14 protein-coding genes and 1 pseudogene are annotated in these 25889 nt (G+C 40.0%); 5 read left to right on the top strand and 10 right to left on the bottom strand.

Translation table 11 applies throughout. The features are described 5' to 3' along the window. The first annotated feature begins 411 nt into the window (after window positions 1-411). Both ACFSTH_RS18955 and ACFSTH_RS18950 read left to right on the top strand, forming a co-directional pair. Entirely contained in the window at window positions 412-1353 is a 942-nt protein-coding gene (locus ACFSTH_RS18955; protein ID WP_377772931.1) for a nucleoside hydrolase, read from the top strand. Then, complete coding sequence (locus ACFSTH_RS18950; RefSeq protein WP_377772933.1) at window positions 1350-3977, top strand: family 78 glycoside hydrolase catalytic domain; 2628 nt, start codon at window positions 1350-1352, stop codon at window positions 3975-3977. Before ACFSTH_RS18955 ends, ACFSTH_RS18950 begins: the two co-directional genes overlap by 4 nt. A 701-nt stretch (window positions 3978-4678) precedes the next feature. Here ACFSTH_RS18950 and ACFSTH_RS18945 read toward each other — a convergent pair. Both ACFSTH_RS18945 and ACFSTH_RS18940 read right to left on the bottom strand, forming a co-directional pair. Then, window positions 4679-5608 carry a DsbA family protein gene (locus ACFSTH_RS18945; protein ID WP_377772935.1) on the bottom strand — a complete coding sequence of 310 codons (930 nt, stop codon included), beginning with the start codon at window positions 5606-5608 and terminating at the stop codon, window positions 4679-4681. A gap of 3 nt (window positions 5609-5611) precedes the next feature. Then, a complete protein-coding gene (locus tag ACFSTH_RS18940; protein ID WP_377793755.1) occupies window positions 5612-5935 on the bottom strand; it encodes a winged helix-turn-helix transcriptional regulator in 324 nt (107 codons plus the stop codon). Between the two features lie 237 nt (window positions 5936-6172). Here ACFSTH_RS18940 and ACFSTH_RS18935 point away from each other — a divergent pair, with 237 nt between their 5' ends. After that, on the top strand, window positions 6173-14479 hold the full coding sequence (locus tag ACFSTH_RS18935) for a GH36-type glycosyl hydrolase domain-containing protein (protein ID WP_377772939.1): 8307 nt from the start codon (window positions 6173-6175) through the stop codon (window positions 14477-14479). 277 nt (window positions 14480-14756) lie between these two features. After that, the gene (locus tag ACFSTH_RS18930; protein WP_377772941.1) at window positions 14757-15350 is read left to right on the top strand and encodes a 50S ribosomal protein L25; all 594 of its coding nucleotides are present in this window, start codon (window positions 14757-14759) and stop codon (window positions 15348-15350) included. A gap of 120 nt (window positions 15351-15470) precedes the next feature. Here ACFSTH_RS18930 and ACFSTH_RS18925 read toward each other — a convergent pair whose 3' ends face one another. The 3 genes from ACFSTH_RS18925 to ACFSTH_RS18915 all read right to left on the bottom strand — a co-directional run bounded on the left by ACFSTH_RS18925 (window position 15471) and on the right by ACFSTH_RS18915 (window position 17818). Continuing rightward, window positions 15471-15746 carry a hypothetical protein gene (locus ACFSTH_RS18925; RefSeq protein ID WP_377772943.1) on the bottom strand — a complete coding sequence of 92 codons (276 nt, stop codon included), beginning with the start codon at window positions 15744-15746 and terminating at the stop codon, window positions 15471-15473. Between the two features lie 262 nt (window positions 15747-16008). After that, entirely contained in the window at window positions 16009-17250 is a 1242-nt protein-coding gene (gene fabF / locus ACFSTH_RS18920; RefSeq protein ID WP_377772945.1) for a beta-ketoacyl-ACP synthase II, read from the bottom strand. 1 nt (window position 17251) lies between these two features. Then, on the bottom strand, window positions 17252-17818 hold the full coding sequence (locus tag ACFSTH_RS18915; protein ID WP_377772947.1) for a TetR/AcrR family transcriptional regulator: 567 nt from the start codon (window positions 17816-17818) through the stop codon (window positions 17252-17254). Between the two features lie 361 nt (window positions 17819-18179). Between ACFSTH_RS18915 and ACFSTH_RS18910 the strand changes: the two genes are divergently transcribed. Further along, a complete protein-coding gene (locus ACFSTH_RS18910; RefSeq protein ID WP_377772949.1) occupies window positions 18180-19448 on the top strand; it encodes a carboxylate--amine ligase in 1269 nt (422 codons plus the stop codon). A 447-nt stretch (window positions 19449-19895) separates the two neighbouring features. On the opposite strand, the gene ACFSTH_RS18905 is transcribed toward ACFSTH_RS18910, so the two are convergent. The 5 genes and pseudogenes from ACFSTH_RS18905 to ACFSTH_RS18885 all read right to left on the bottom strand — a co-directional run bounded on the left by ACFSTH_RS18905 (window position 19896) and on the right by ACFSTH_RS18885 (window position 25879). Continuing rightward, entirely contained in the window at window positions 19896-20195 is a 300-nt protein-coding gene (locus ACFSTH_RS18905) for a glycoside hydrolase family 95-like protein (RefSeq protein WP_377773138.1), read from the bottom strand. 54 nt (window positions 20196-20249) lie between these two features. After that, window positions 20250-22195: pseudogene (locus ACFSTH_RS18900) on the bottom strand (glycoside hydrolase family 95 protein); the annotation flags it as partial. A gap of 120 nt (window positions 22196-22315) precedes the next feature. Beyond that, window positions 22316-24016 (bottom strand): extracellular solute-binding protein, encoded by a 1701-nt coding sequence (locus tag ACFSTH_RS18895; protein ID WP_377772951.1) that lies wholly within the window; start codon window positions 24014-24016, stop codon window positions 22316-22318. A gap of 33 nt (window positions 24017-24049) precedes the next feature. Further along, window positions 24050-24925 carry a carbohydrate ABC transporter permease gene (locus ACFSTH_RS18890; RefSeq protein ID WP_377772953.1) on the bottom strand — a complete coding sequence of 292 codons (876 nt, stop codon included), beginning with the start codon at window positions 24923-24925 and terminating at the stop codon, window positions 24050-24052. Window positions 24926-24955: 30 nt separating this feature from the next. Continuing rightward, the gene (locus tag ACFSTH_RS18885) at window positions 24956-25879 is read right to left on the bottom strand and encodes an ABC transporter permease (protein ID WP_377772955.1); all 924 of its coding nucleotides are present in this window, start codon (window positions 25877-25879) and stop codon (window positions 24956-24958) included. Between the last annotated feature and the right edge of the window lie 10 nt (window positions 25880-25889).

Raw genomic sequence — 25889 nt, 5'->3', positions numbered from 1 at the left:
CCCTCCAATATAATATATATCCCATAAAAGGATAACATAGTATACGATGAAGGTGAACTAAAGTTTCAAAAATACTAATTATTTATAGTTTAATTACCATACAATCTATTAAAAGTAGTAGTTCAATATTAATTTGAATAAAAGAGATAAACATAGTTTTTAGAGATTACTTTCTAAACTTAAAACAAATTGAATTTTGTTTATTAAATATTTACTAGAAAAACAGATAAACTATTGACCGACATACTTAAATTTGTTAGATTTAACTTATGTATATCGTAATTTAATGGATGAAAACGGTTTATTGTATTTATTTTACTTGTTGGTTTATGTTGCTGAACTAAAATAATTGGTTGTTTAGTAATTGTGCGTTGAAAAAGTGAAGTTTAATATATAAGGAGGGTGTTACGGGTGGCTTTTTTGAAAAAAGGTATTATGCCATATGATGTCCCAGAAAATAAAAGATTGCGCTTAATTGTAAATACAGATGCAGCCAATGAAGCAGATGATCAGTTTGCAATTGCTCACGCTTTGTTAACGCCAAGATTTGATAATGTTGGTTTAATAGCCGCTCATTTTGGCACACGTAGTGAAACATCGATGCAAGAATCGTATGATGAGATAATAAATGTTTTGAAACTAATGGAGATGGAAGAAGATTATCAGGTTTATAAAGGTGCAGAAAAAGCAGTAGTAGCAGGTGAAAAGCCACAGCTAACCGAAGGAGCAAAGCTGATTATAGATGAAGCGATGCGTGAAGATACGACCACGCCACTTTTCGTTATTTTTTTGGGACCAATTACAGATTTGGCAGTAGCTTATCTTTTAGAACCACGGATTGAAAATCGTCTAACTGCTGTGTGGATAGGTGGAGGAGCGTATCCGCATGGTGGGGAAGAGTTTAATTTAGCAAATGATATTGAAGCAGCGAATGTAGTGTTTCAATCTCGTATACCGCTATGGCAAGTTCCTCGAAACGTTTATAAAATGGTTCGTGTTACGATTGCAGAATTAGCAGTTCGTGTAAGACCACACGGAGAGATTGGTCGATATTTATATGATCAGTTAGTAGAATTTAATCATTTACCTCGTCATCATTTGCGCTGGCCGCCTGGGGAAAGTTGGCAGTTAGGAGATTCTCCGGCTGTTTCGTTACTATTAGATGATCATGCATTTGAATATGATGACGTACCTGCTCCACATGTGGAGAAAGATATGACTTATACTGCGCGAGATACAGACCGTACTATTCGCGTTTATCGTTCTGTGGATTCCAGATTTACGCTAGAAGATATGTATGCGAAATTAGAACTTTTTCATCAATATCAACTACAAAGTGAGGGAAAAAAATGAGTGTGCAAGTTGTTGATTTGAAAGTAGAATATGCAACTAACCCTTTAGGACTTACGACATTAGAACCAAGGTTTTTTTGGAAAAGTAAATCTAGTAAATCTAACAAACTACAATCAGCGTATCAGATACAAGTAGCTAGTGACCGTCAATTGTTGCTGGATCAAATGGTCGATATTTGGGATACGGCTAAAGTTAATTCAGATGAATCATTACAAATAACTTATCAGGGCAAACAGCTAGAAGCCGAAAAGCATTATTATTGGCGCGTTCGTATTTGGGATGAAGAAGGTATCGTTAGTGAGTGGAGCGAAATTGCTTATTGGTCTATGGGAATATTGGAGCGTAGCCAATGGAAAGCAAAATGGATAGGTAGAAAGCCAGAAGCGCATGTAACGAAAGAAACTACTTCTCTTGAAATACCTCCTGCTTATATGCGAAAGGAATTTGTTGCTACGAAACAAGTAAAACGGGCGATGGTATATGCATCTGCTTTAGGTTTATATGAACTAAGTTTCAATGGCAATGTAATAAGCCCGTTGTTTGCACCGGGTTGGACGGATTATCATAAACGAGTGCAAATTCAAGCGTATGATGTAACGAATGTCATCAAGCAAGGGGCGCAAGTGTTTTCCGTTATTTTAGGAAATGGTTGGTATGCTGGTACGGTAGGTTTTCTTGGAGATAGAGTTTATGGAGCAAGACCATTATTCTCTATGCAAGCGAAAATTGAGTATACGGATGGAACTGTTGAGGAAATTAGAACGGATGAAACATGGAAAGTAACGAAAGGACCATTGTTATATTCAGATATGATTATGGGGGAGACTTACGACGCTACTTTGGAGTTAATTGGCTACCAGGAAGCGGGATATGATGATAAAGAGTGGGAAGTTCCTGATACAAGACCAGGCTATAATGCTTTGTTAACTGGAACAATTGAACCACCAATTATAGTTGCGGAACAATTAAAACCAATTAGTATTCAAAAAACAAAAGACAATACTTACATTTATGATATGGGTCAAAACATGGTAGGTTGGGTGAAGGTCGCTGTTCAAGGTGCAAAAGGTACTAAAATAACAGTTAGTCACGCAGAAATGTTAAACCCAGATGGTAGCTTATACTTGGAAAATTTACGTAAAGCTGTGCAGCAGGATCACTATATTTTAAAAGGAATTGGCACAGAATATTATGAACCAAAGTTTACATTTCACGGCTTTCGATATGTTGAATTAATTGGTTATCCTGGTGAAGCAGATCTCGATACGATTATAGGGCAAGTCATTCATTCTGATATACCTAAAACAGGGAACATTACAACATCGAATGCAATGATTAACCAGTTGTTTTCTAATATTGATTGGGGACAAAGAGGAAACTTTTTATCCGTACCAACGGATTGCCCACAGCGTGATGAGCGGATGGGGTGGACAGGTGATGCACAAATATTTGCTAGAACTGCCACGTACAATCGCGATGTAGCAAAGTTTTTTGATAAGTTTTATATTGATATGCTAGATTGCCAACAGCCATCGGGAGCGTTTACTGACGTTGCACCTGATGCTGGCTGGATTAGACATAAAATGTGGAATACTAGATTGAACTGGCATGCTCCAGATAATCCTGGTTGGGGAGATGCGGGAGTAATTATTCCTTGGACGATGTATTTGATGTATGGTGATAAGCAAGTGTTAGAATCGAATTACGATGCATCTGTACGTTGGATTCAATATTTGCATGATATGTCTGATAACCTGATTAGACCTGACTATGCTAACTATGAAGATTGGTTATCGATTGGCTCGACTACTCCTAAGGAACTTATTGCGACAGCATACTTTGCTTATAGTACACAATTGGTTGCTAAAATTGCAGAAATTATTGGTAAGCCAGATGATGCTGCTTATTATAACCAACTATTTGTGGACATTACGAAAGCATATCAGCAGAAGTTTGTTGACGAGCAAGGTAAAATATATGGTCATACGCAGACAGGTTATGTATTGTCGTTGAGTTTCGGATTGTTGACGCCAGAACAACAGAAGCAAGCAGTACAATATTTGGTAGAAGATATAACGGAAAGAGGAAACAAGCTATCTACTGGATTTATGGGAGTGGCATATGTTCTGCCGGTACTATCGGATTATGCGCAGGATGATCTTGCTTACAAACTGTTAGTGCAAGAACAGTTTCCATCTTGGTTATACTCTGTTAATCACGGTGCAACTACGATCTGGGAACGTTGGGACGGATGGACGGAGCACAATGGCTTCCAAACACCATCGATGAACTCATTTAATCATTATGCTTATGGTTCTGTTGGTGAGTGGATGTACCGCTATATGGCTGGTATGGAAACCGACGAGCAGCAATCTGCTTTTAAACATATTCATATTAAACCACGTTTGGATCGAACATTAGCATTCGTAGAAGCGAGCTATGAATCGTTATATGGACTAATTAGATCTAATTGGAAAATAACTGGGGATCAGTATGAGCTAACAGTAGAAATCCCAGCTAATACAACGGCTACCGTACATTTGCCGATAGATGGCAAGCTTGGCGAATATGAACTACACAACCTTGGTTCAGGAACAGCCACGTTTATAGGTAAATTAGTATAATGAATTGACAAATATAGGGGACATTCAGATAAGTCAGTGTTGACTAACTGCTGGATGTCCTTTTTTTCGTTGTCATAGTTGAATGGTGTGGAGGATGTGAATTATTGGAACGTTGATTTGTGAAAAATGGGAAGATGGGAAGGTGTATTTGTGTATTATGTGAACGTAGATCTGTGTAGAATGGAAGTTTGGATAATGGATAATGGATGATAGATAGTAGATGATAAATGATGACAGAAATGAATAATGGATAGTGAATGGATTATTTATGCAATAGATGGGTATATGATAAGATGCAAAAGGAATGGCGATACAGCTTTGTGTGAAAAAACGTATAAAATGATGCATGGAGACGGAGGTAGGGCGCTTTGTGTGAAAAAACGTATAAAAGTGATGCGTGGAGACAGAGGTAGGGCGCTTTGTGTGAAAAAACGTATAAACGCGCTTGGGACAGTCTCTTGTAGGGAGTGTTTTATACGGAAAATCGTATAAACTCGCTCGAAACAGCCCTTTAGAGGTCAGCTTTGTCTGTTTTTTCATACAAAAATCCGCAAATGTGTCATGTTGTGTTTTGCCGTCTTGTTACCATTCTAGCAGCAACAACAGCAACAACGGAATAGGGACAAGTACAACCAAAAAAAGCTGGGCGGAAAAACATTTCCGTCCAACTTTTTATTCTAGGGGCTTAACCCTACATATTTCTATTCTGTTAATTGATAATATGTTTCACCTAGTACCTGTTGTTTTTGATGTGGTACATTGGTTAAGAGGGCATCTGCATATGATTCTATTCTGTCTTCACTTTGATCATATAGCACTTCGATTTCTTTGGCGAACAAAAGTTTTTCTTGCTGTAATACTGTTGCTAGTGGAGTAGTAGGAGCTGCTTGCAGCTTTTCGCCTAGTATTTGTTCTAGCGCTGATACATAGTGTTCTAGTGATTGAGCACCTACAATGCGAAGTGCTTGTTTTTGCTCGTTCACAAATAATATCGTTGGAAATCCACGTGCACCGAGGGAGCTTGCCAAGGCAAAATCTTCTTCTAGTAGTTGTTGCGCACTAGTTTCGTTGGCTGCTGTTATTATTGCTGCTCCATCTAATCCCATTTGGTTTACGATATCGATAAGTACTTCATCTTTTCCAATATTACGGTTAAATGCAAAAACTGCTTCTCGTGCTCGTCTTAAAAAGACGCTGGCCAGTTCCTCGCTCTGTTGTCTAATCACTTGAAAGACGCGCGACGGTGGGTAAGAAGACATTATAGGATCAGATAGCCATAAGGAACCATCGATCGGCATCCGCGAATGCTCGCCTACTTCTTGCCAGTGTCCGGCAACATCTGCTGGTTTGCCAATCCCGTTTTTCGAATCTGCAAATCCATCCCAATTTGCTAATAGTCCACCTGTCACTGTCCTAATTCGCAAATATTTGCCGTATTGCTGGGTGAATTTACGGAATACTGGTTCTAGTGCCCAGCAGTGTGAACAAATCGGGTCCGTCACATAATACATATCCACTTGTTTGACGGGTGGGTTCAAATCTATCATTTCAAAAACGCTTCCGCTATTATCTCCTGCATCACCACAAATTCCAGTAGTTAAATCGCAAGCCATTGGGTTTTGTTTGTTCATCTCTTATTCCATCCCTTCGTTATTGTATTTCGCTGCCCATTGCTGGATCGGTGCAAGACTATGTGATAGCTCGATTCCTTTTTCCGTTAAGCAATAGGTGATAACTATAGGTGTTCCAGAAGAAACGTGTTTTTCAAGTAAGCCAAATTCAATAAGTTCTTGTAATTTCATCGACAAAGCGCGAGCAGTTATTTCGGATAAATCACGTTTCATCTGCGAAAAGTGTGCCGAGTAGTTAGGTTGGATGGATAAGTAATGCACAAGCATACCATTCCACTTTTTACCTAAAATTTGAAACGCATATTGTAAATGAGGACATACTTGCAATGGATTCACCACCTTGAAAATAGTATATCAAATATAAATAATATAGCAAGTATAATCATTATATTGACTTCGATTAATAATGTTGCAATACAGCTGTAAAAATCGACAAAATAAAGCATTTTAGAAATAAATTAATAAAATGCAGCCGGAATGGCAATAATTTGATTGTTCTGTTTTATTTGTTTACATGACTAAAAGAAAAGCGAACAGCTCATTATAGTTACTTCGGAGGCACACATGACTTATCACTTAGAACAATTACGACATCAAGCACGACAGTTAGCGTTGCAGCAACAAACGAAATCATTTCGTAAACAGCCGCAATATTTGCATACAAATATAAAAAAACATTTGCATTCTTTTCGCGAGGCGATTACTTTATTGGAGCAGCAATCTAATATATGTTCGCAATCGGCAGATGAGTGGTTGTTAGATAGCTCTGAATTTATAGAAGAACAAGCAGAGTCGATGGATGCTGTATTGCTGAAACGCCCGTTAAGTAAATTACCAGTTGTGACATCATCTGTAGAGCAAATGAGTGGAAAATTGCGCATAGATATTCTATGTAATCGATACTTAGATCTCGTTGATGGTGTTTTTGATGAAGCGTCTTTTGAGGCTTTTATGGGTGCATATCAAGAGGTTGCCGTACTTACAATAGCAGAAATTTGGTCATTGCCAGTAATGTTGCGTGCTGTTTTTCTAGAACAAATTGCGAATATATCGACATTAGTAAGTGAACGTCGTCATGTTTGTACACGGGTCGATGAGATGTTAAAGCAATTGGAAACGAAGCAGCCAGATAGTGAATTATTGCAACAAAAATTAGTGGACGCTGGGCAAAGCTTGCCGTTATCTGGACCATGGCTTGTCCATTTGGTTACTCATTTGCGGGAGTGGTCAGGTGATCAACGGGCAGTGCGGGAATGGTTAACATGTCAATATGAACATGGGACGGATGATCTCAATCGTATAATTACGTATGAGCATCATTTGCAAGCGGACTATCAACTACGAGCGAGGCATTTAATCACTAGTATGCGCAAGCTGGAAAGAATGAACTGGCACGCTTTGTTTGAAACGATGACCATTGTCGCACAGACATTGCAAACGACAAAACATGACTATACGATGTTGGATACTGAAAGTAAGCACACACTGTTAAATCAAATTGCGGTGTTAGCTGCTCGGTTTCGCGTACCAGAAAATATAATTGCTGAACAAGCAGTACAATTAGCTGGGCAGCAACAAGGACAACAAGCAGCGCAGCTGGCTAATCAGACAAAAGTATCGCAGGCAGTAGAAGAAGATGAAAAAGAAGCTACTAAAGCTACTCGTCGTGAGCAGTATGTTGCTTACTATTTGTTTGATCCAAAAGGAATTAGAAAACTGTGGCAGGCGCTATGTAAATGTAGTAAACCAGCACCTCACTTACGTGGATTTTTTGCTGAACGGAACAAAGGAACATATATTGCCGCTTCGGTCATCATCTTTGGTTTATTAACTATTGCACTGACTATGTTGCTAGGTAGCTTTGCCCAATTGGAGCCGGTAGGGTATGTCATATTGGCACTGCTTATCAGTTTTCCAATGAGTGAATGGGCGGTAGCGATGGTTAATTACAGCATAAGTAAGCTGTGTAAGCCAAGGCCGTTATTACGTCTTGATCTGTCACAAGAAATACCGGAAGCTGCTGCGACACTTGTTGTCATACCTGCAATTTGGTCTTCGGTAGCAGAAGTAGAGCAATTAGCGGGGCAATTGGAAGTTCATTTTTTGGCAAATCGTAAAAAGAACATTCACTTCGCTTTGCTTGGTGACTTTGTCGATGCGACAGAAGAAGAAATGGTAGAAGATCAACAAATTGTACAGATGGGTCGGCAAATGATACAGGATTTGAATGAACGTTACCACAACAGTGGTAGTGAATTTTACTTTTTGCAGCGGAAACGAGTGTGGAATGATAGTGAAAATGTTTATATGGGCTGGGAGCGTAAGCGGGGGAAGCTAGTAGAGCTTGTTGAACTGATAAAAGGAAATACTACAACGAGCTATACGAATGTCATCGGGCATGCGGCAACACTATCGACTATTCGTTATATTATTACGCTGGATGCAGATACACAGTTACCTATTAGTACAGCTGAACGAATGATTGGTACGATGCATTTGCCATACAATCGACCGAAGCTTAACGAAAAAGGAACACGCGTAGTAGAAGGGTATGGAATATTGCAGCCGCGTATCGGTATTAGCCATCCTTCGGCGTTACGATCAAGACTCGCTTTTTTATCGGCAGAGCCTGGAATCGATCCTTACGTATTTGCCGCATCCGATCCTTACCAAGATGCCTTATCAGAAGCTATCTTTACTGGTAAAGGGATTTTGGATGTCGAAGTTTTTCATCATATATTGTCCGTTCGTATTCCTGATAACCGCGTCTTGAGTCATGATTTATTAGAAGGTGGCTTTTTGCGCGCTGGTTTAATGTCGGATGTGGAACTAATTGATGACCACCCCTCTACCTATGTTGCTTATCAGAAACGACTGCATCGCTGGGTACGTGGAGATTGGCAATTAATTTGTTGGTTGTTACCAGCGTTTCGTAATCGACGGGGAGAAGTAGTACCTATAGACTTGTCCGTTATTACCAAATGGCAAATACTCGATAACTTACGACGTAGCTTACTGTCGATTGTATACTTTGTTTTATTATTGCTATCCATAACATTGTGGCCGGCGATTAAGTGGGGGGCAATAGCACTATTAATAGTGACTTGGTTGCTACCAGTATGTAGACAACTACCGTCAGTTTGGCAGGAAAAACAATGGCGAAGAGTAAATGTTGCTTTTTTTCAAATGATATTACAGATTGTGACGCTACCATTTCACACTGCATTGATCATTCATGCCATAAGTAAGACAGTATTTCGGTTACTTGTTAGCAAAAAACATTTGTTGGAATGGACCAGTTCATCCCATGTGGAAACATGGAGCAAACAAACGAAACAAAGGCTGCCGCTGCAATTTTCGTTTGGAGGATATAGCCTTATCGGCTTGTTTGTAATATTAGCGATCGTTCAACCATCCGTAACGGCGCGTTGGCTAGCTATTTTCCTCGCCATCGTTTGGGCGATTGCGCCGTTATTAGTAAGTAAGCTGGATCAACCGGTCGTTGCTGAACCAGCACCATTGGATGAACCTGTTCGTACCAAATTATCGGAGCTTGCTTCTGATATTTGGAAGTTTTATGAACAGTTTGCAGGAGAAAACGATCACTACCTTCCACCTGATAATGTGCAGCTGGAGCCGTATAATGGCGTGGCACATCGGACATCACCGACGAATATCGGATTTATGCTCACTTCTTTAATTGCTGCTCATGATATGAAGCTGATTAGGTTGGAGCAATTACTAGATCGGATGAAAAAAACGTGGGATACCGTTATGAAACTAGATAAGTGGCATGGTCATTTGTACAATTGGTACGATACAACGGACTTACGTGTATTACCTCCAGCTTACGTTTCGACAGTAGATTCTGGTAATTTTGTTGCTAGTGTGATGACAACGAAACAAGCATTAATTGCTATCTACAAAAAGCAGCAGCAATGGGAAGAGGTAGCAGATCATCATACAGAAAGACAACAAATCTCTTATCGATTAAAACAACTATCAACACTGATTGATCATATGGAAGAACTGATTCAAGCAACTGATTTCCGACAGTTGTATGATGACAATGCCAAACTATTCGTATTGGGCTATAGCGGAGAACGAGGCGAGAAAGATATAATTCTCTACGATTTGTTAGCATCAGAAGCTCGGCAAGCTAGCTTTGTTGCGATAGCACTTGGGCAAATTTCGGTAGCTCATTGGTCGCAATTAGGCAGAAGCGTGAAGCAGGCGGCAGGGCATACCTTTTTGCTATCGTGGACAGGAACGATGTTCGAATATATGATGCCGTGGTTAATTATGCGGACGTATCCTAACACGTTATGGGATAGTACGTATCGAGCGATAGTAGGCAGACAAATAGAATATGGTGAACAACAAGGTGTTCCGTTTGGAATATCAGAATCCGGTTATTATGGGTTTGACTATGCTCTGAATTATCAATATCGAGCATTTGGTGTGCCAGGACTAGGCTTCAAACGAGGATTAGAACAAGATTTAGTTATCGCACCATATGCTACGATTATGGCATTACCTTATGCTTTGCAAAAAGGCTTGCAGCATTTGGAGCAATTAGAAGCTATTGGCGCACGTGGTGAGTATGGTTTTTATGAAGCAGTTGATTATACAGCAAGTCGGATGCCGCGCGGTAGTGAGTTTAAAATTGTTCGTAGCTTTATGGCGCATCATCAAGGGATGGCTTTTATGACGCTTGCTAATTTATTGTTACCAGTGACGATGATCGATTATTTTCATGCGGATAAGCGGGTACAAGCAGCAGAATTATTATTGACGGAACGTATTCCTCCGTTATCTGCTTTGATGAAGCGAGAAATAACGTATAAAAGTGAAAAGCCAGGAGTGAAAAATCGACAGACGGGACCGCTACGCCAAGTAGATGTGCAGCAGTTGCAGCAGCCGTCCTTGCATATTCATTCCAATGGTACATTTACGACGATGATCACAGCAACTGGTAGTGGATATATGCAATATAACGGTATTGATTTGAGCAGGTGGCGAGAAGATGCAGTGCTTGACCCTTGGGGGAGCTATTTGTATATCCGTGACGTAAGTAAAGGAGATGCAGAGCTAGCAGCAGAGCAAGCTTCAACAGAAACGATTTGGTCACCAACTTTAATGCCATGTCGAAATGAGCAACAATCGTATCTTACACAGCAATATCAAGAGAAAACAGTGTTCACAACGGAACATGATGGATTATCGAGTCGATTAGAAGTCTACGTAGCGCCGGAAGCGAATGCGGACATTCGGGAATTGACGATTACGAACAATAGTAAACAGCATAAAGTAGTGGAAATAACCAGTTTTGTAGAAATCGCACTTGCCGAACATGAAGCTGACAAAGCGCATCCTGCTTTTTCACGATTGTTTATTCAGACAGATTATGATGCGGATGCCGAAGCATTAATTGCTAGCAAAAGAGCGAGACAAAAAACGGATCAACCACTATGGGCTTTTCACAAGCTCTATGTAGCTGAACATAGTAAAAATGTAACGACAGAGCAACATGAACTGCAGCAAAGTCAAAAACAGAATCCAATACAAACGGTACAGTTCGAAACATATCGGGCTAGTTTTCTAGGCAGAGGGGTATCGCTAGCTGAGCCAGATGGGCTGCTGCATCCGCTAGAAGGTAAGCTAGGCTCCGTAGCAGATCCTGCTTTTATTATGAGACGGACAATCGAAATACCAGTTGGAAAAACCGTTCAACTTGTTGCTATGACGGGAGCTGCTGCTAGTAAGGGCGAAGCGATTGACATCGTTTATCGTTTAAGCGATCGTCAGCAACTTGCTCGGATGCGCGCACTTGCTTTTACTTTTAGCCAAATTGAATTAGCTCATCTCAACATAACGCCAGAGCAGACAGTAATGTATCAGCAGTTGGCAACCCGTATTCGGATGCGTAGCGCACTAGAACCGGCGCAACAACGTGCTATCGAACAGCTAGAACTTAGCCAGCAACATTTGTGGGCGCACGGCGTGTCTGGCGATCGACCGATTTTACTTGTTCGAGCGAATGATGTTATTCAGTTACAGTTTATGCAACAGGTGATAACAGGCTGTGTTTATCTATGGCGCAATGGGCTAATCTTTGACGTTGTCGTGTGGAATGAAACAGCTAATGGCTATCAGCAAGAACTGCGTGATGGCATTCATCGTTTGTTAGAGCAATACATTGGTGGTTTGGATCATCCACGTGGAAGCTTGCGGTTAATTGATGCGATTACGGCAGGCGAGACGATAAAACATCTCCTATGGTCAGTTGCTCATTATGTATTAGATGCAGCGGGACCTAGCTTGCAAGCACAATTGCTGGTGCAAGAGCCGTTACAATTACTTGATCGTCGGTTAGTACAGCAAAACACGAGCAAATTACAACAATCTTTCGCACCATCTATCGTGAAAGGTTCGCGGGAAACATTACAATTTTATAATGGCTATGGTGGCTTTTCTAAAGACGGTAGGGAATATGTCATTGATGTGAGAGAAGAACATCCTTTGCCAGCACCGTGGATCAATGTACTTAGCAACGAGCAATTTGGCTGCATTGTTTCAGAATTATTTACCGGGTATAGCTGGTTTGATAACAGTCGTGAGTGTAAGCTAACACCGTGGTCGAATGATCCAGCTCTTGATCCAGCGGGTGAAATGCTTTATATCAAAGATGAACAAAGCGGACAAATATGGCAGCCAAGCGGGGAAGGTACTACTGTCGTACATGGTCAAGGGTATTCTCGATTTATCCGCCTAACGGATCATCTCGAACAAACGGCAACGGTGTTTGTACCGCTTAAGGATACTTTAAAAGTCATTCGACTAGAATTGAAAAATAAGGGGAGTGTAGCTGTTGATTTGGCTGTTACTCATTATGCCGAGTGGGTGCTGGGCGTTCATCGAGAAAGTGAAGCAGCGATGCACCATAGTATATATGATGATGCAAGCGGAGCGTTAATTGTTCGAAATATGTACCAAGATACATTCCGTGATGCGCATGCTTTTTTGAAAGTAGTTTCCGACGATCAGCATTCGGATGCAAATACTACCTCTTCATGGACGTGTGATCGAGCGGCATTTCTTGGAGTAGGTGGCTCTGTCGATCAGCCGCTTAGCTTGCAGTCGAAGCAACTATCAGGAGAAACGGGAGTGCTGGCTAATAGTTGTGCAGCATACCAGACGAAAGTGCATATACCGGCGAATGCAACAGCTGTTGTTTATGTACTGTTAGGATGTACGAATGGGCTGGAGTCAACGTCCGAATTGGCAAAGAAATATAGTAGTAGCGAGTTATGTGAACAGCAATATGTTGCTGTTATAGAGCATTGGCAACAGATCAAAAGCAATATCCAAGTTGATACACCGAGTACAGAAATGAATTACTTGTTAAATCACTGGCTGATGTATCAAACGATTGCTTGTCGTCTACAAGCTCGAACTGCTTTTTATCAAGCAGGCGGAGCGTATGGATATCGGGATCAATTACAGGATTCATTGGCGCTTCTACACTTGGAGCCAGAGCGAACAAGGCGCCAAATTATACTGCATGCGGAACATCAATATGAAGAAGGCGATGTGCAGCATTGGTGGCATGAAGAAACGAATCGAGGGATTCGGACTAAATTTTCGGACGACCTATTGTGGCTGCCTTATGCGGTAGTCAGATATTTGGAGCAAACTGGTGACGAAAGTATTTTAGATGAACAAGCCTCCTATTTGCATAGTGCGCCGCTTACGGCAGAAGAGCATGAACGCTATGAGGAAACGGTTCGTTCAGCAGAAGTTAGTTCGATATTAGAGCATTGTTTTCGAGCGTTAGATATTAGTTTGCCAGTAGGTGAACATGGACTACCATTTATCGGGATCGGTGACTGGAATGATGGAATGAGCTTAATTGGTGCGGAAGGTCGTGGCGAAAGTGTGTGGCTGGGCTGGTTTTTAGGTAATTTGCTCCAACCATTTAGTAAGCTTGCAGCAGAACGAGGGGAAGAGAAGCGGGCAGCAGACTACCAACAAGCTTATGATAAACTTGTGTTAGCTATGGAAGCGGATGGCTGGGATGGAAAGTGGTATAGACGAGCATTTACGGACGCTGGCACATGGCTTGGAACTGCCGAAAATACGGAAGGTCGTATCGATTCTATCGCACAGTCTTGGTCTGTCATATCGGGAATGGCAAGTGAGGAGCGGGCAAAACAAGCGATGCAATCATTTGATGAGCATCTTGTGGAACGTCCTTTGCAATTAGCTCGCATATTGACACCACCGTTTAATACAACTGAGCCAAGCCCCGGCTACATCCAAGGTTATCCGCCAGGGATTCGAGAAAATGGTGCACAATATACACATGGTGTCATTTGGAGCATTGTAGCTTGGAGTAAACTTGGTAATGGTAATAAAGCATTTGAGTTATTCGACATGTTAAGTCCGATCAATCATGCTAAAACAGCGGAAGCGGCACGCACTTATGCTGGAGAACCATATGTAATGGCGGCGGATGTATATGCCGAACCACCACATGAAGGGCGAGCGGGCTGGACGTGGTATACCGGTGCATCAGGTTGGATGTATCAAGCAGGAATAGAAGCGATATTAGGCATACGAAGACGAGAAATGCAGCTCCAGATAGATCCGGCTATTCCAACAGATTGGCCGCGATATAGCGTTACGTATCGTTATTTGACAACAACCTATAAGATTGAAGTCATAAATGAACAGGGAAAAATGAGCGGTGTATCGCAAGTTACGTTAAACAATAAGCCAGTGGAATTACTGCAACAAGCCGATCGAAAATTTGCTGTCATTCCTCTTATTAATGATGGGAAACAGCATGAAGTAGTTGTAATAATGTAGCTGAAAAATGTGGGAATATAATCTGAAAAATTCGACAATTTGTTGTTAATATGATAAGGTAAAGTAATCAAGGCATTTCGTTCCATTAGGAATGGGGTGCCTTCTACCTATATGTTGCCTTCTATCGGGGGAGCAACATACTACAAATAATCTAATCATATAGGGCGGTGATCAAATGGTGCTCAACTAATCCCCCGAACCGGGGGCAAAATCAGTAGTCGGTGAAGGCGAGAGGTTTTGGGGCACATAAATTCAAATTCAAAGGAGTTAATGTATAATGAGTATTTCCATTCATGCAGAACAACGACAGCACTTGACTCGTTCAGGACTAAAACAATTGCGCAGTAAAGGACGCGTACCAGGTATAATCTTTGGTTCAGGTGTGGACAATGCTATGATTCATATATCACGTAAAGAATTTCATCAATGGGCTAAGAATAGCGGATCAGGCATCGTTAATCTTCAACTAGGTGAAAAAGATAAAATAGCAGTATTACTAGAAGATATCCAACAAGATCCAGTATCTGGTGAATATTTGCATATGGACTTTTTAAGAGTAAGACAAGACGAAGTAGTTCGTACAAGAATACCTGTTCAATTGAGCGGTACACCGAAAGGTACAAAAGTTGGTGGTATTATCCAAACAGATAATACGTCGATTGAAGTGGAAGCACTACCAGGAAATCTGCCATCATCATTGGAATATGATATTAGCGAGATGGAAATTGGTGATAACTTACAAGCTAGTGATATTGTATTGCCAGCTAATGTGGCGTTAATCTCTTCACCAGATGAGTTTTTAATGTCAATCGTAGCACCGAAACTGGCGGAAGAAGAGGCAACAGAAGAGGCAGCAACGGAAGAAGCATAATTTCATTCTTTTTTATTAAAATGAAGGTATGAAAAAAGTAATAACGGCTTATGTTCATAAATATTATGAGCATAAGCCGTTTTGGTGTAGCTTGACCTTTATGTTTTTAATAGCTAAAAATTAATGGCAAAAACGATTAGTATATTTAGTTGAAGAATGAACTTTATTGTGCATATTGTAGTGACCTTCTAAATCGTTGTAAGGCATATTTGATTGTCTATGCATATGTTGCCTTTGTGGCATGTTTTGATGGTGATTAGTATAGTAACTAGCTTCGCTGTTTGCTGGGAAAAATTTATTTATTACTTGCGAACTAGCATCATAAGCGTATACAGCTGTACCAATGACAACGAACAGAGCTATTGCGCTCAAAACAGCAAATACTTTTGTTTTCATAGTAGTAATTCCTCATTTCTTTAATTAAAATAGAACAAAACTTAGAACATTGATTAAATGCAAACGAAATGGTGTATCGACAAGTGGTGGCTGACTCTAAATATATACTATACCCTGTATAACCATAAAACAGTGTTAAAACTCACAACTAATTTGTGGATTTAAGTATGCATATATTTATTAGTGAATGAAAAAAACACCTTCTAGAGAAAATTCCCGAAAGGTGTCGAATAAAAAATGGCAGCAATAATCGGCTGCATATTCACTTGTTTATTGACTGCCACTTTTTGAAAAGAAGAGAAGCGTTATGACCACCAAAGCCGAAACCGTTTGAGATTGCAAAATTAATAGTCTGTTTGATGGCAACGTTAGGCACATAGTCAAGGTCGCATTCGTCATCTGCATTTGTCAAATTGATTGTTGGTGGTATTACACCATGCTCAAGAGCCTTTAATGTGATAATTGCTTCTATGCCACCAGCGGCTCCAAACAGATGACCTGTCATGGATTTTGTTGCACTAATCTTGAGCTTGGGAGCCTCTTCCTTGAATAGAGCTTTGATTGCTTTTGTTTCCGATTTATCTCCTTCTTTTGTGCCTGTGGCATGGGCGTTGATATAATCCACTTGTGAGGGCAAGATATTTGCCATTTGTAATGCCAGCATCATCGCCCGTTTAGCACCATCATAATCTGGTGTAGTGATGTGGTAGGCATCGGTGGTCGAGCCATATCCAATAATTTCTCCCAAAATGTTTGCTCCACGATTTTGGGCGTGTTCCAGCTCTTCTAAAAATAAAATCGCCGCACCCTCGGACATGACAAAACCATCTCTCCATTTATCAAAGGGTCGACTGGCTTCTGCCGGGGAATCGTTATTTGTGGACATTGCTTTCATGTTCGCAAAGCCCGAAAATGCAAGTGTGTTAATAGGGGCTTCTGCTCCCCCTGCAACAATTGCATCCGTGTAACCATGACGGATATTCAAAAATGCTTCGCCAATCGCCTGATTGGCAGTTGCACATGCTGAAACAGGAGCAAAGCTTGGCCCCCTAAATCCCGTTTTAATTGCAATAAAGCCTGATGCCATATTGCTTATCATCATCGGAATCATAAAAGGCGATACCCGATGTGTGCCTTTGTTTAAATACGATGCGTGATTGTGCAATGTAGTGCCAACTCCACCAATGCCGGAGCCCACATAAACACCAACCCTGTCTTTATCAAAACTTTCGTCGTGTACCTGTGCCATATCAATCGCTTGCCTTGCCGCTGCATATGCGTATTGTGCAAACAAATCGTACTGCCTTGCTTCTTTTTTCTCCAAATATTTTTCTGGAACGAAATCGTCTATATACCCGGCGATACGAGAAGAAATATCCGAAAAGGATGGGTCTTCTATTTTCTTTATTCCAGACCTTCCATTAACAACATTATCCCACAGCGTATCTACCGTGTTGCCAGATGATGAAATAACACCATAACCGGTAATAACTACTCTTCTCATGCTAGCTACCTCCTTCCGAACTTAACGATCTGTAAAATTGCGTTTGAATGGATGACATCATATTTTCAAAGGCACGACCATCCAAAACTCGTCTGTATTGCAGAGCACCCTTAACACTCAAAAGTATCGTTCTTGCGATGTCATCGTTATCCAAGTTGGGGCTATATTGCCTTACTAGAGATGCCCACAGTTCCATTTCATTTTTACTAATTTCTTCCAAGATGTTTTTCATGCTCTCTGGTAAATCTTCATAGTCCCCTTGCAAACTCGATATAGGGCATATTTCGTTTGGCCTTATCGTATCAATTCTACTTTCGATGAAATACCACGGTTCTCCTTGATGATCTGTCATCTGATTTAAAGTACGCTCATAACTTTCTAACAAACCAGCTTCTAACTTTTCACAAACTGCAACACCGAGGTCTTCTTTTCTTTCAAAATAGTAATGTACTGCAGCCTTTGTGATGCCTAATTCTTTAGAAATATCATCGTAGCTCAACGACAAAAATCCCTTTTCTTTAATTAGCCGCATAGCTAAGAAAATTATATTATCCTTTTTGCTAGCCAAAGTTAGTCACATTCCTTTACTTAAAAAACTTACTTACTAGTAAGTAGATGATAAAATATTTTATCACTGTTGTCAATCTTTATGGTGAAAAGGCAAAGAAAAAGCTGTATTAATAATTAAACCTGTAGTTTAAACTACGGGTCTAATTGCTTATTGGAACAACGACTGTGATTGATTATGATTAGAAGGCATTGATTTCATTCCTATTGTTTTTACCAATCATGCTCTTTATGGAGTTCTTTTTGAATTGGATATCCTTTTATTGTATATAAGTTAAAAAATCAACTGCGTCATGATATAACATAAAAAAATTTGCTATAATAAAAGAAATAAAGATAGATTACGCATATGAGGAGATTTTATGAATAGTAATAATTTTTTACCTATTATACTCGGAAGTGATGAAAATGCTTATGGTAATGTCAGACTAATCCATGAAGCTTATCAGATAAAGCCATTGTTGCTTTGTACGAGATTATTAGTTCCGACAATGCATAGTAACTTATTTGACTTGGTTCAGATTGATCGTTTTGACCATGATGCTGTATTTCCACAAGCTTTATTAAAAGTACTAGAGCAATATGCTGCACCTAATCGCAAGCTGGTCGTTATTCCTTGTTCGGATTACTATGCAGCATTGCTGACTCGTCATTATGACAAGTTCAAAGGATTAATAGCTAACCGATTTATCACTGAGGATTTATTAAATACATTGGATACGAAGGACAAGTTTTATCAGCTATGCGAAGCGCACGGATTAGATTATCCGAAGACGATCGTATGCGAAGCGGGGGAGCGAGAGCAGGCGCTCGATCAAATGGACTTCCAATTCCCTATTGTAGTAAAACCGGAAAATAGTAACGCTTATGAATATTTGCACTGTGAATTTGAAGGTAAGAAAAAGGTGTTTTTCTTTGCGAACAAAGCAGAATATTTGACGATGGTAAAGAGTATGAACGGCTCCGATTACGAAGGTAAGCTAATTATTCAAGAGTTTATTCCTGGCGGAGATAGTGCGATGCGGGTTATTAATAGTTACTCTGACAATGTTGGTCAAGTAAAAATGATGTGTCTAGGACAGCCCGTTTTAGAAGAATATGCTCCGAAAACGTTAGGTAACTACGCGGCGATTATTAGTAGGTCGGATATGGTTATTTACAAAAAAATTCAACGTTTTTTAGAAGATATCGGTTACGTAGGCTTTTCGAATATTGATATGAAATATGATAGCCGGACCGGAAAGTATATGTTGTTTGAAATTAATCCTCGACTCGGCAGAAGTAGTTTTTTTGTGCGAGCAGCCGGACTTAATATGTTATCTGCGTTGATTGATCATGCTGTATATAACAAAGATAAGTCGTGTGTGTATAGTGAACAGACGGCACTATGGACAAATGTACCTAAATTAGTATTGCGCAAATATGTGACAGAGCCGGCATTATCCGCTGAAATCAAATCGTTATATAAACAGAAAAAAGCGCTGAAGTCGCTATGGTACAAACAAGATATGAATTGGAAACGGATGATAAAAGTTACTCGTTATTATATCGGACATATTAATAATTATCGCCGTTATTTCTTTGATAAAACAGTGGAGATGCAACCGCAAAAATCAAATGAAACAAGTTAAGCTCATTCGCTTGGATAATAGATGAAATTCGTATTTCATTAGAAAAAACGTATAAACGAGCATCGGAAGTGGCTTGTGACGTAGAGTTTGTATGAAAAAACGTATAAACGGTCATGGAAAGTGGCTTGTGACGTAGAGTTTGTATGAAAAAACGTATAAACGAACATGGAAAGTGGCTTGTAACCTAGGGTTTGTATGAAAAAACGTATAACGAACATGGAAAGTGGCTTATGACGTAGCGTTTGTATGAAAAAACGTATAAACGGCCATGGTGAGGGACTAGTAACGTAAATTTCATTCTTGAAGAATAGGTGCAAGAGACGCTTCAGCATATTCATACGATCAAACTGGATAGAAAAACATTACGTTTTTCCATCCAGTTTCTTTTCGTTTTAGGACTTAGTAGACAACTCCGAGCTATTTTTATGTCACATATTACTATCAAATCTATTGCATTGTAATGATGTAGTTTTTTCCTGCTTCCATATTAAATTGTTGCAAACCATCGTCATACGTAGAGGATATGACTTGATCGTTGCACACGATATGATAAGGACGATCTGTACGTAAGTGGCACATCTGTGTGTGGACCGCCAGTAATTGACCCTCAACTAATGTATGATTATGCCAACGAATAGCTACTTCAACCGCACCTCTTGCTTTTAAACCACGTACTTCTCCATTATTCCAAGCTGCTGGTAGTGCTGGCAGCAGACTAATTTCGTTATTGTGTGATTGTAACAGCATCTCGGCAATGGCAGCAGTACCTCCAAAGTTACCATCGATTTGGAAGGGAGGATGGGAGTCGAATAAATTAGGATACGTGGAATCGGTCAATAAATGATCGAATTGTTTATACGCCAATTCACTTTCTCCTAATCTCGCCCAAAAATGAGTTAACCAGGCACTACTCCAACCCGTATGCCCACCGCCATTAGCAAGTCTTCGTTCTAACGTTACTTTGGCAGCAGCAGCAAGTTCTGGTGTACGGTACAAATCAATTTGTTCTCCCGGCGATAGCGCAAAAAGGTGGGAGACATGACGATGTCCAGGCTCGTCTTCTTCATGATCCTCTAGCCATTCCATAATTTGACCGTGTTTGCCGATAGTAGGTGTCGGAATGGTTCTTAATGCTGCTTGTAATTCGCTTCGGAAAGCTTCATCTATATGCAATACTTCGCTCGCTTCTATGCAAGCTGTCCACAGTGCGTAAGTGATTTGACTATCCATCGAAGGAGCCATACATAATACGCCGCGCTCACCGTTAGGAAGTACAAATGTATTTTCTGGTGAACTAGATGGACCGCTAATCCGTCTTCCTTGTTCATCTATCGTTAAATATTGCAGTAAAAATAAAGCGGCATCTTTTATAATTGGATACGCACGTTCTGCTAAAAAGGTAATATCCAACTGATAACGGTAATGCTCATAGAAGTGGAGAGCGAGCCAAGCTGCTCCCATAGGCCATATAGCTGAATTAACATACATTCCTTCGATATGGGTGGATGCCCATATGCTCGTATTATGATGAGCGACAAATCCGTCACAACCATACACTTCTTGGCTGTTTGCTGTCCATTGGGCTGCATTCGCTCCAAATGATCGAATAGCGGCTCATGACATTCGGATAAATTACATACTTCGGCAGGCCAATAGTTCATTTGTAAGTTAATGTTAATTGTATATTTTGATTCCCAAGGTGGGGTATAGCTGTTATTCCAGATGCCTTGTAAATTAGCCGGAAGGGCACGGTCGCCACTTCGTGAACTAGATATTAATAAATAACGTCCATAATGAAAAAAGAGTGCATCTAAACTCGGATCAGCGTGTCCTTGTTTCCGTCTAGCAAGTCGTTCGTTTGTCATCAGCTTCGGTGCTTGTTTAGACTCCTCTGTATCATCGGATAAATCCAAGCTCACTCGATTAAATAAACGTTGATAATCGACGATATGGTCATTTTTTAATTGTTCGTAAGATTTTGCAATTGCTTGCTCTAGCTGCTGCTCGCATACTGCCAGTGGATTTTCATGACGGAAAGTAGATTGTGCGGCCAAATAAATTGTTGCGCTGTCCGCTTGATGAACGGCTATCGAATCACCGATTGTTTGTACGCTGCCACCAGTTTTTTCGATATGCAGTACAGCGCAAAATTGTACACCGTTCACCCCGCTATTCCCATGCATGACCACTCGATTTTGTTGCAATATTTCGCAACCGCTATCATAAGGACGACGCATCACGTTAGCGTTGAACGTCAAACTACCGGGTTTACTTGCTGTCATTCGAATAACGATGACCTGATCTTCGGCACTTGCCAAATATTCTCGTACATACGAGACACCATTTAATTCATAACTCGTATAGGCAATCGCTTTCCGTAAGTCTAACGACCGAGAGTACTGTTGTACATTTTTAGTGTCGTGATTAGCCATATATATCTGCATATCGCCCAGTGGCAAATAGGGCTGCAAATAACGAGGAGAACTAAGTAGAGCCATATTACTTAAATATTCTGCATCCGCTTGTTTACCATCACGTAGTAATTGACGAATCGTATCCATATGAGTTGCAGCATCAGGATTGTTAGCGTGTACTGGTCCGCCGCCCCAAATAGAATCTTCATTTAAACTAATCTTCTCATGAAACACTTTTCCAAAAACCATAGCTCCTAATCGACCATTGCCAAGAGGTAGTGCTTCTTCCCAAGAGGTCGATTCTGTATTATATAACAATTGAAGACTATTCATCGTAATAACCTACTTTCGTGTAGTATTCATTCCTATGGATATAGCACGTTATAAATAAGAGAGCAACAGAAGAAAGAATAGAGAACGATCTTCTGTTGCTGCACTGTTTACTTACGACAATTATTTTCTTGCATTAAAATCATTATAAGCAGCTTGGTATAGGGAAAGCGCTTCTTCGATTCCCATTTGTTTTAAACGTTTGACGAAATCATCAAATTTATCGATTGGTTCAACACCCATAATAAACTTTAAGATCATTTCTGTTTTGTACGTATTAATGTCAGCCATCATCGGCGTTAGTGTAGCAGAGTCGCTAGATGAAAATTCTAAGCTAACAGGTGTATTTAAAGTCGTATCACCTTTTGCCCAGTTTTCTGCTGACTGTTTTTGTTCAGGTAATACAAGGTTGATTTGGCTATATGGCTCGAATTCCATTGTTTTTGTAAAGCCGTTGATCGGGAATGCATAGTGTGCAATCGCTTGACTTGGAGATTTGCCATCTGGATTGTTTAAAATATTGTCCGTAAACTGTTTTTTGCCATCTACTTTCGTATAGCTTTCGCCTTCAATTCCCCAGTTAAGAATTTCTTGTCCTTCTTCCGAATACAAGTAATCTAAAAATTTCACCGTTTCTACTGGATAAGGATTACTTTTTGTAATAATACCTTGCAAACCAACTTTTTGGACGAGGTCGTTCGTATAGTTGTATGGTTTACCTGCTGGTCCTACCGGTGGTGTAACACCTAATAGGGTGAAGTCTGGGTTGTTCGGACGAGCTGCACTTGTATTGTTACCAATACCGCTGCCAATAAAGCCATAAGTAGAACCTAGCAAATTTCCTTGTATTTTGGTATCTCTACTTTTACCATCCGTTGAAGCATACTCGGAATCAATTAAACCTTCGGCATACCACTGATTCATCGTTGTTAAGAAGTCTTTAAATGCTGGCTCGATTGGTCCATAAGCTAATGTGTTCGTATCTGGGTGGTGGTAAAAACCGTCCAGTACTCCCCAAGCAGCTGCAAATTCTGTAATACCAGACGTTCCTCCACCTAGCACTCCACCGTTTACTTTTGCGATAGAATAAGGAATTTCATCGGGCTGACCATTACCGTTCGGGTCGCCATCTTTAAATGATTTTAGCACAGTGTACCACTCGTCAATGGTAGTTGGTGGCGTTAAGTTCAACTTGTCTAACCAGTCTTTACGTAAGTAATGTCCAGAGTAAGCTAGTCTTTTTGGATCTGGATCAAGCTGATAAAAAGCAGGCATTGTTCCATCGTTCATAATTGCCATTTTTTTAATTTCTGGATATTTATCTAATTGTGCTTTGTAATTGGGAGCATGTTGCTCAATAAGATCGTTAAGTTTAATAGCTACACCATCATCAATTAATCCTTTTAGTCCGCGGTTTACACTACCGAAATTCCAAAAGATCACATCAGGATATTCACCAGAAGCTAGCATTAAATTAATTTGATCATCAGATGGCGGATGCTGCCATTCGATTTTGACACCAGTTCGACGTTCAATTTCTTTGAAGCCTGCTGATTCTCCCATGTTTGTCAGTTCAGCACCGGCATAGTTGACTTGGTACCACTTTAGTGTAATTGGTTTGTCTGTAATTTTCCCTGAAGAGCTTCCAGCACCTGGTTCTACAGTACTGCTATTTCCGGGTTGCTCCGTTGCATTGGTAGCAGTATTCGTTTTACCGCCATTGTTACCGTTACCGCCGCAAGCAGCAATAAGTGAAACTAACATGGTTAAAACAACAAGCTGTACGATGATGGAATTTTTCTTTCTCTGTTTGTTTACTATCATAATTATCGGCCTCCTTTATAGTTGGACAAGCATTTATCCTTTTAAAGCACCTATCATAATCCCTTTAACGAAATGTTTTTGAAGAAAAGGATATAGTGCTAAAATTGGTGCGGTGGTGACGACGATTGCAGCATACTTGACGATTTCTGTCATATCTCGACCTTTTATCGTTCCTAAAGTTGCTAGCAATTCATTGGTATCTCCAGCTATCAAAATGTTACGAAGTACGAGTTGGAGTGGGAATAAATTCGTTTTCGTCAAATAAATAGAAGCGTTAAACCAAGCGTTCCAGTGCCCTACGCCATAATACAAAATCATGACGGCTATGATTGGCATAGACAGTGGCATCATAATTCGTAACATAATGACAAATTCGTTGGCTCCATCGATGCGAGCGGATTCTTCCAATTCTTCAGGAATCGATTTGAAGTAGGTTCTAACGATAATTAAATTATAAGTAATGACTAATCCAGGTACGATCATCGCAAGCCATGTGTTGACAATACCAAGTTGTTTCATGACTAGATAAGTCGGAATTAAACCGCCGCTAAAGAACATCGTAACAACAATCATCATCGTCATGAATGGTAGAAGCATAGGACCACGCCGAGATAATGCATAAGCTAGCATAACTGTAATGAATACATTCAAAGTTGTTCCGACCGTCACATAGAATAAAGTGTTACGATATCCGCTCATAATCATTTTGTTCTGAAAAACTGCTTTATAAGCTTCAAATTGTAGCCCTAGCGGTTTATAAAGAAAGCTACTCGCTTGTGTAAGCTCTGCCGGGTCACTTAAGGAATAAAATACAATTAAGAGAAAAGGATAGAGACAAGCAATCATAAGTAGAATCATAATGCTGTAATTGAAAATATCGAAAATTCGTCCGCCGAGTTTGGTTGACATTTTTATAGCCTCCTTTGTAGGAAATGTTAGTTAGAATAGACCAGAGTTAGTATACTTTTTACTTAATTTATTCGCCGCCAGCAAAATACCTAAGTTAACGAATGAATTAAATAATCCAATTGCTGTAGCATAACTATAGTTCGCCTCTAGAATTCCTTTTCTGTATACAAAGGTGGAGATAACATCGGCTGTTTCATAAGTTGCTGGTGAGTAGAGAAGAATGATTTTTTCGAAGCCAACATTCATCACCGCACCCATTCGCAAAATGAGCAAAATAATAATGGTAGGGATAAGACCAGGTAATGTAATGTGCCATAGTTGACGCCAGCGACTAGCTCCATCCATTCTGGCAGCTTCATATAGACTGTTATCTATACCAGCGAGTGCAGCTAAGTAAATAATGGATCCCCAGCCAAGCTCTTGCCAAATATCGGAACTGACATAGATCGTTCGAAACCAATTACTATTTAGTAACCAATTATCTTTCGTACCTCCGAATAATCCGATAATGTCATTGAATAAACCATCTTTTTGTGTAAAAGCAATTAACATACTGGATACAACTACAATCGAGATAAAGTGGGGCATATAAGTAACCGTTTGCACGATTCGTTTAAAAAATGTTTTATTAATTTCGTTCAATAGTAAGGCTAAAATAATCGGTGCAGGAAACCCAAATACTATCGAGTACAAACTAATGATTATTGTATTCTTTAATATTCTGACAAAATAGTAACTGTCAAAAAAAGCATGGAAATGATCGATACCTACCCAAGGGCTATTCCAAATGCCATCGACAGCATGAAATGATTTGAAAGCAATCGAAATGCCAAGCATCGGCCAGTAGTAATAAAGAATGTAGTAGAGCATACCGGGCAATGCGATTAAATAGATGATATGATGTTTTTTTAGATCCTTCCTCAAACGTGTAAGTAAATTTTCTTGTTTGTACAATCGCTTCACT

It is taken from the genome of Paenibacillus yanchengensis (assembly GCF_042684845.1).
Taxonomy (GTDB): Bacteria; Bacillota; Bacilli; order Paenibacillales; family Paenibacillaceae; genus Pristimantibacillus; species Pristimantibacillus yanchengensis.
Note: the sequence above shows the minus strand (reverse complement) of the source record. Positions and strands in the feature narration are given on the sequence as shown.

Excerpts from the sequence above, each read along its gene's own strand:
- ACFSTH_RS18950 (WP_377772933.1), top strand. The coding sequence starts at position 1,350 with ATGAGTGTGCAAGTTGTTGATTTGAAAGTAGAATATGCAACTAACCCT.
- ACFSTH_RS18945 (WP_377772935.1), bottom strand. The coding sequence starts at position 5,608 with ATGAACAAACAAAACCCAATGGCTTGCGATTTAACTACTGGAATTTGT.
- ACFSTH_RS18935 (WP_377772939.1), top strand. The coding sequence starts at position 6,173 with ATGACTTATCACTTAGAACAATTACGACATCAAGCACGACAGTTAGCG.
- ACFSTH_RS18930 (WP_377772941.1), top strand. The coding sequence starts at position 14,757 with ATGAGTATTTCCATTCATGCAGAACAACGACAGCACTTGACTCGTTCA.
- ACFSTH_RS18925 (WP_377772943.1), bottom strand. The coding sequence starts at position 15,746 with ATGAAAACAAAAGTATTTGCTGTTTTGAGCGCAATAGCTCTGTTCGTT.
- fabF (WP_377772945.1), bottom strand. The coding sequence starts at position 17,250 with ATGAGAAGAGTAGTTATTACCGGTTATGGTGTTATTTCATCATCTGGC.
- ACFSTH_RS18910 (WP_377772949.1), top strand. The coding sequence starts at position 18,180 with ATGAATAGTAATAATTTTTTACCTATTATACTCGGAAGTGATGAAAAT.
- ACFSTH_RS18905 (WP_377773138.1), bottom strand. The coding sequence starts at position 20,195 with ATGCTGTTACAATCACACAATAACGAAATTAGTCTGCTGCCAGCACTA.
- ACFSTH_RS18895 (WP_377772951.1), bottom strand. The coding sequence starts at position 24,016 with ATGATAGTAAACAAACAGAGAAAGAAAAATTCCATCATCGTACAGCTT.
- ACFSTH_RS18890 (WP_377772953.1), bottom strand. The coding sequence starts at position 24,925 with ATGTCAACCAAACTCGGCGGACGAATTTTCGATATTTTCAATTACAGC.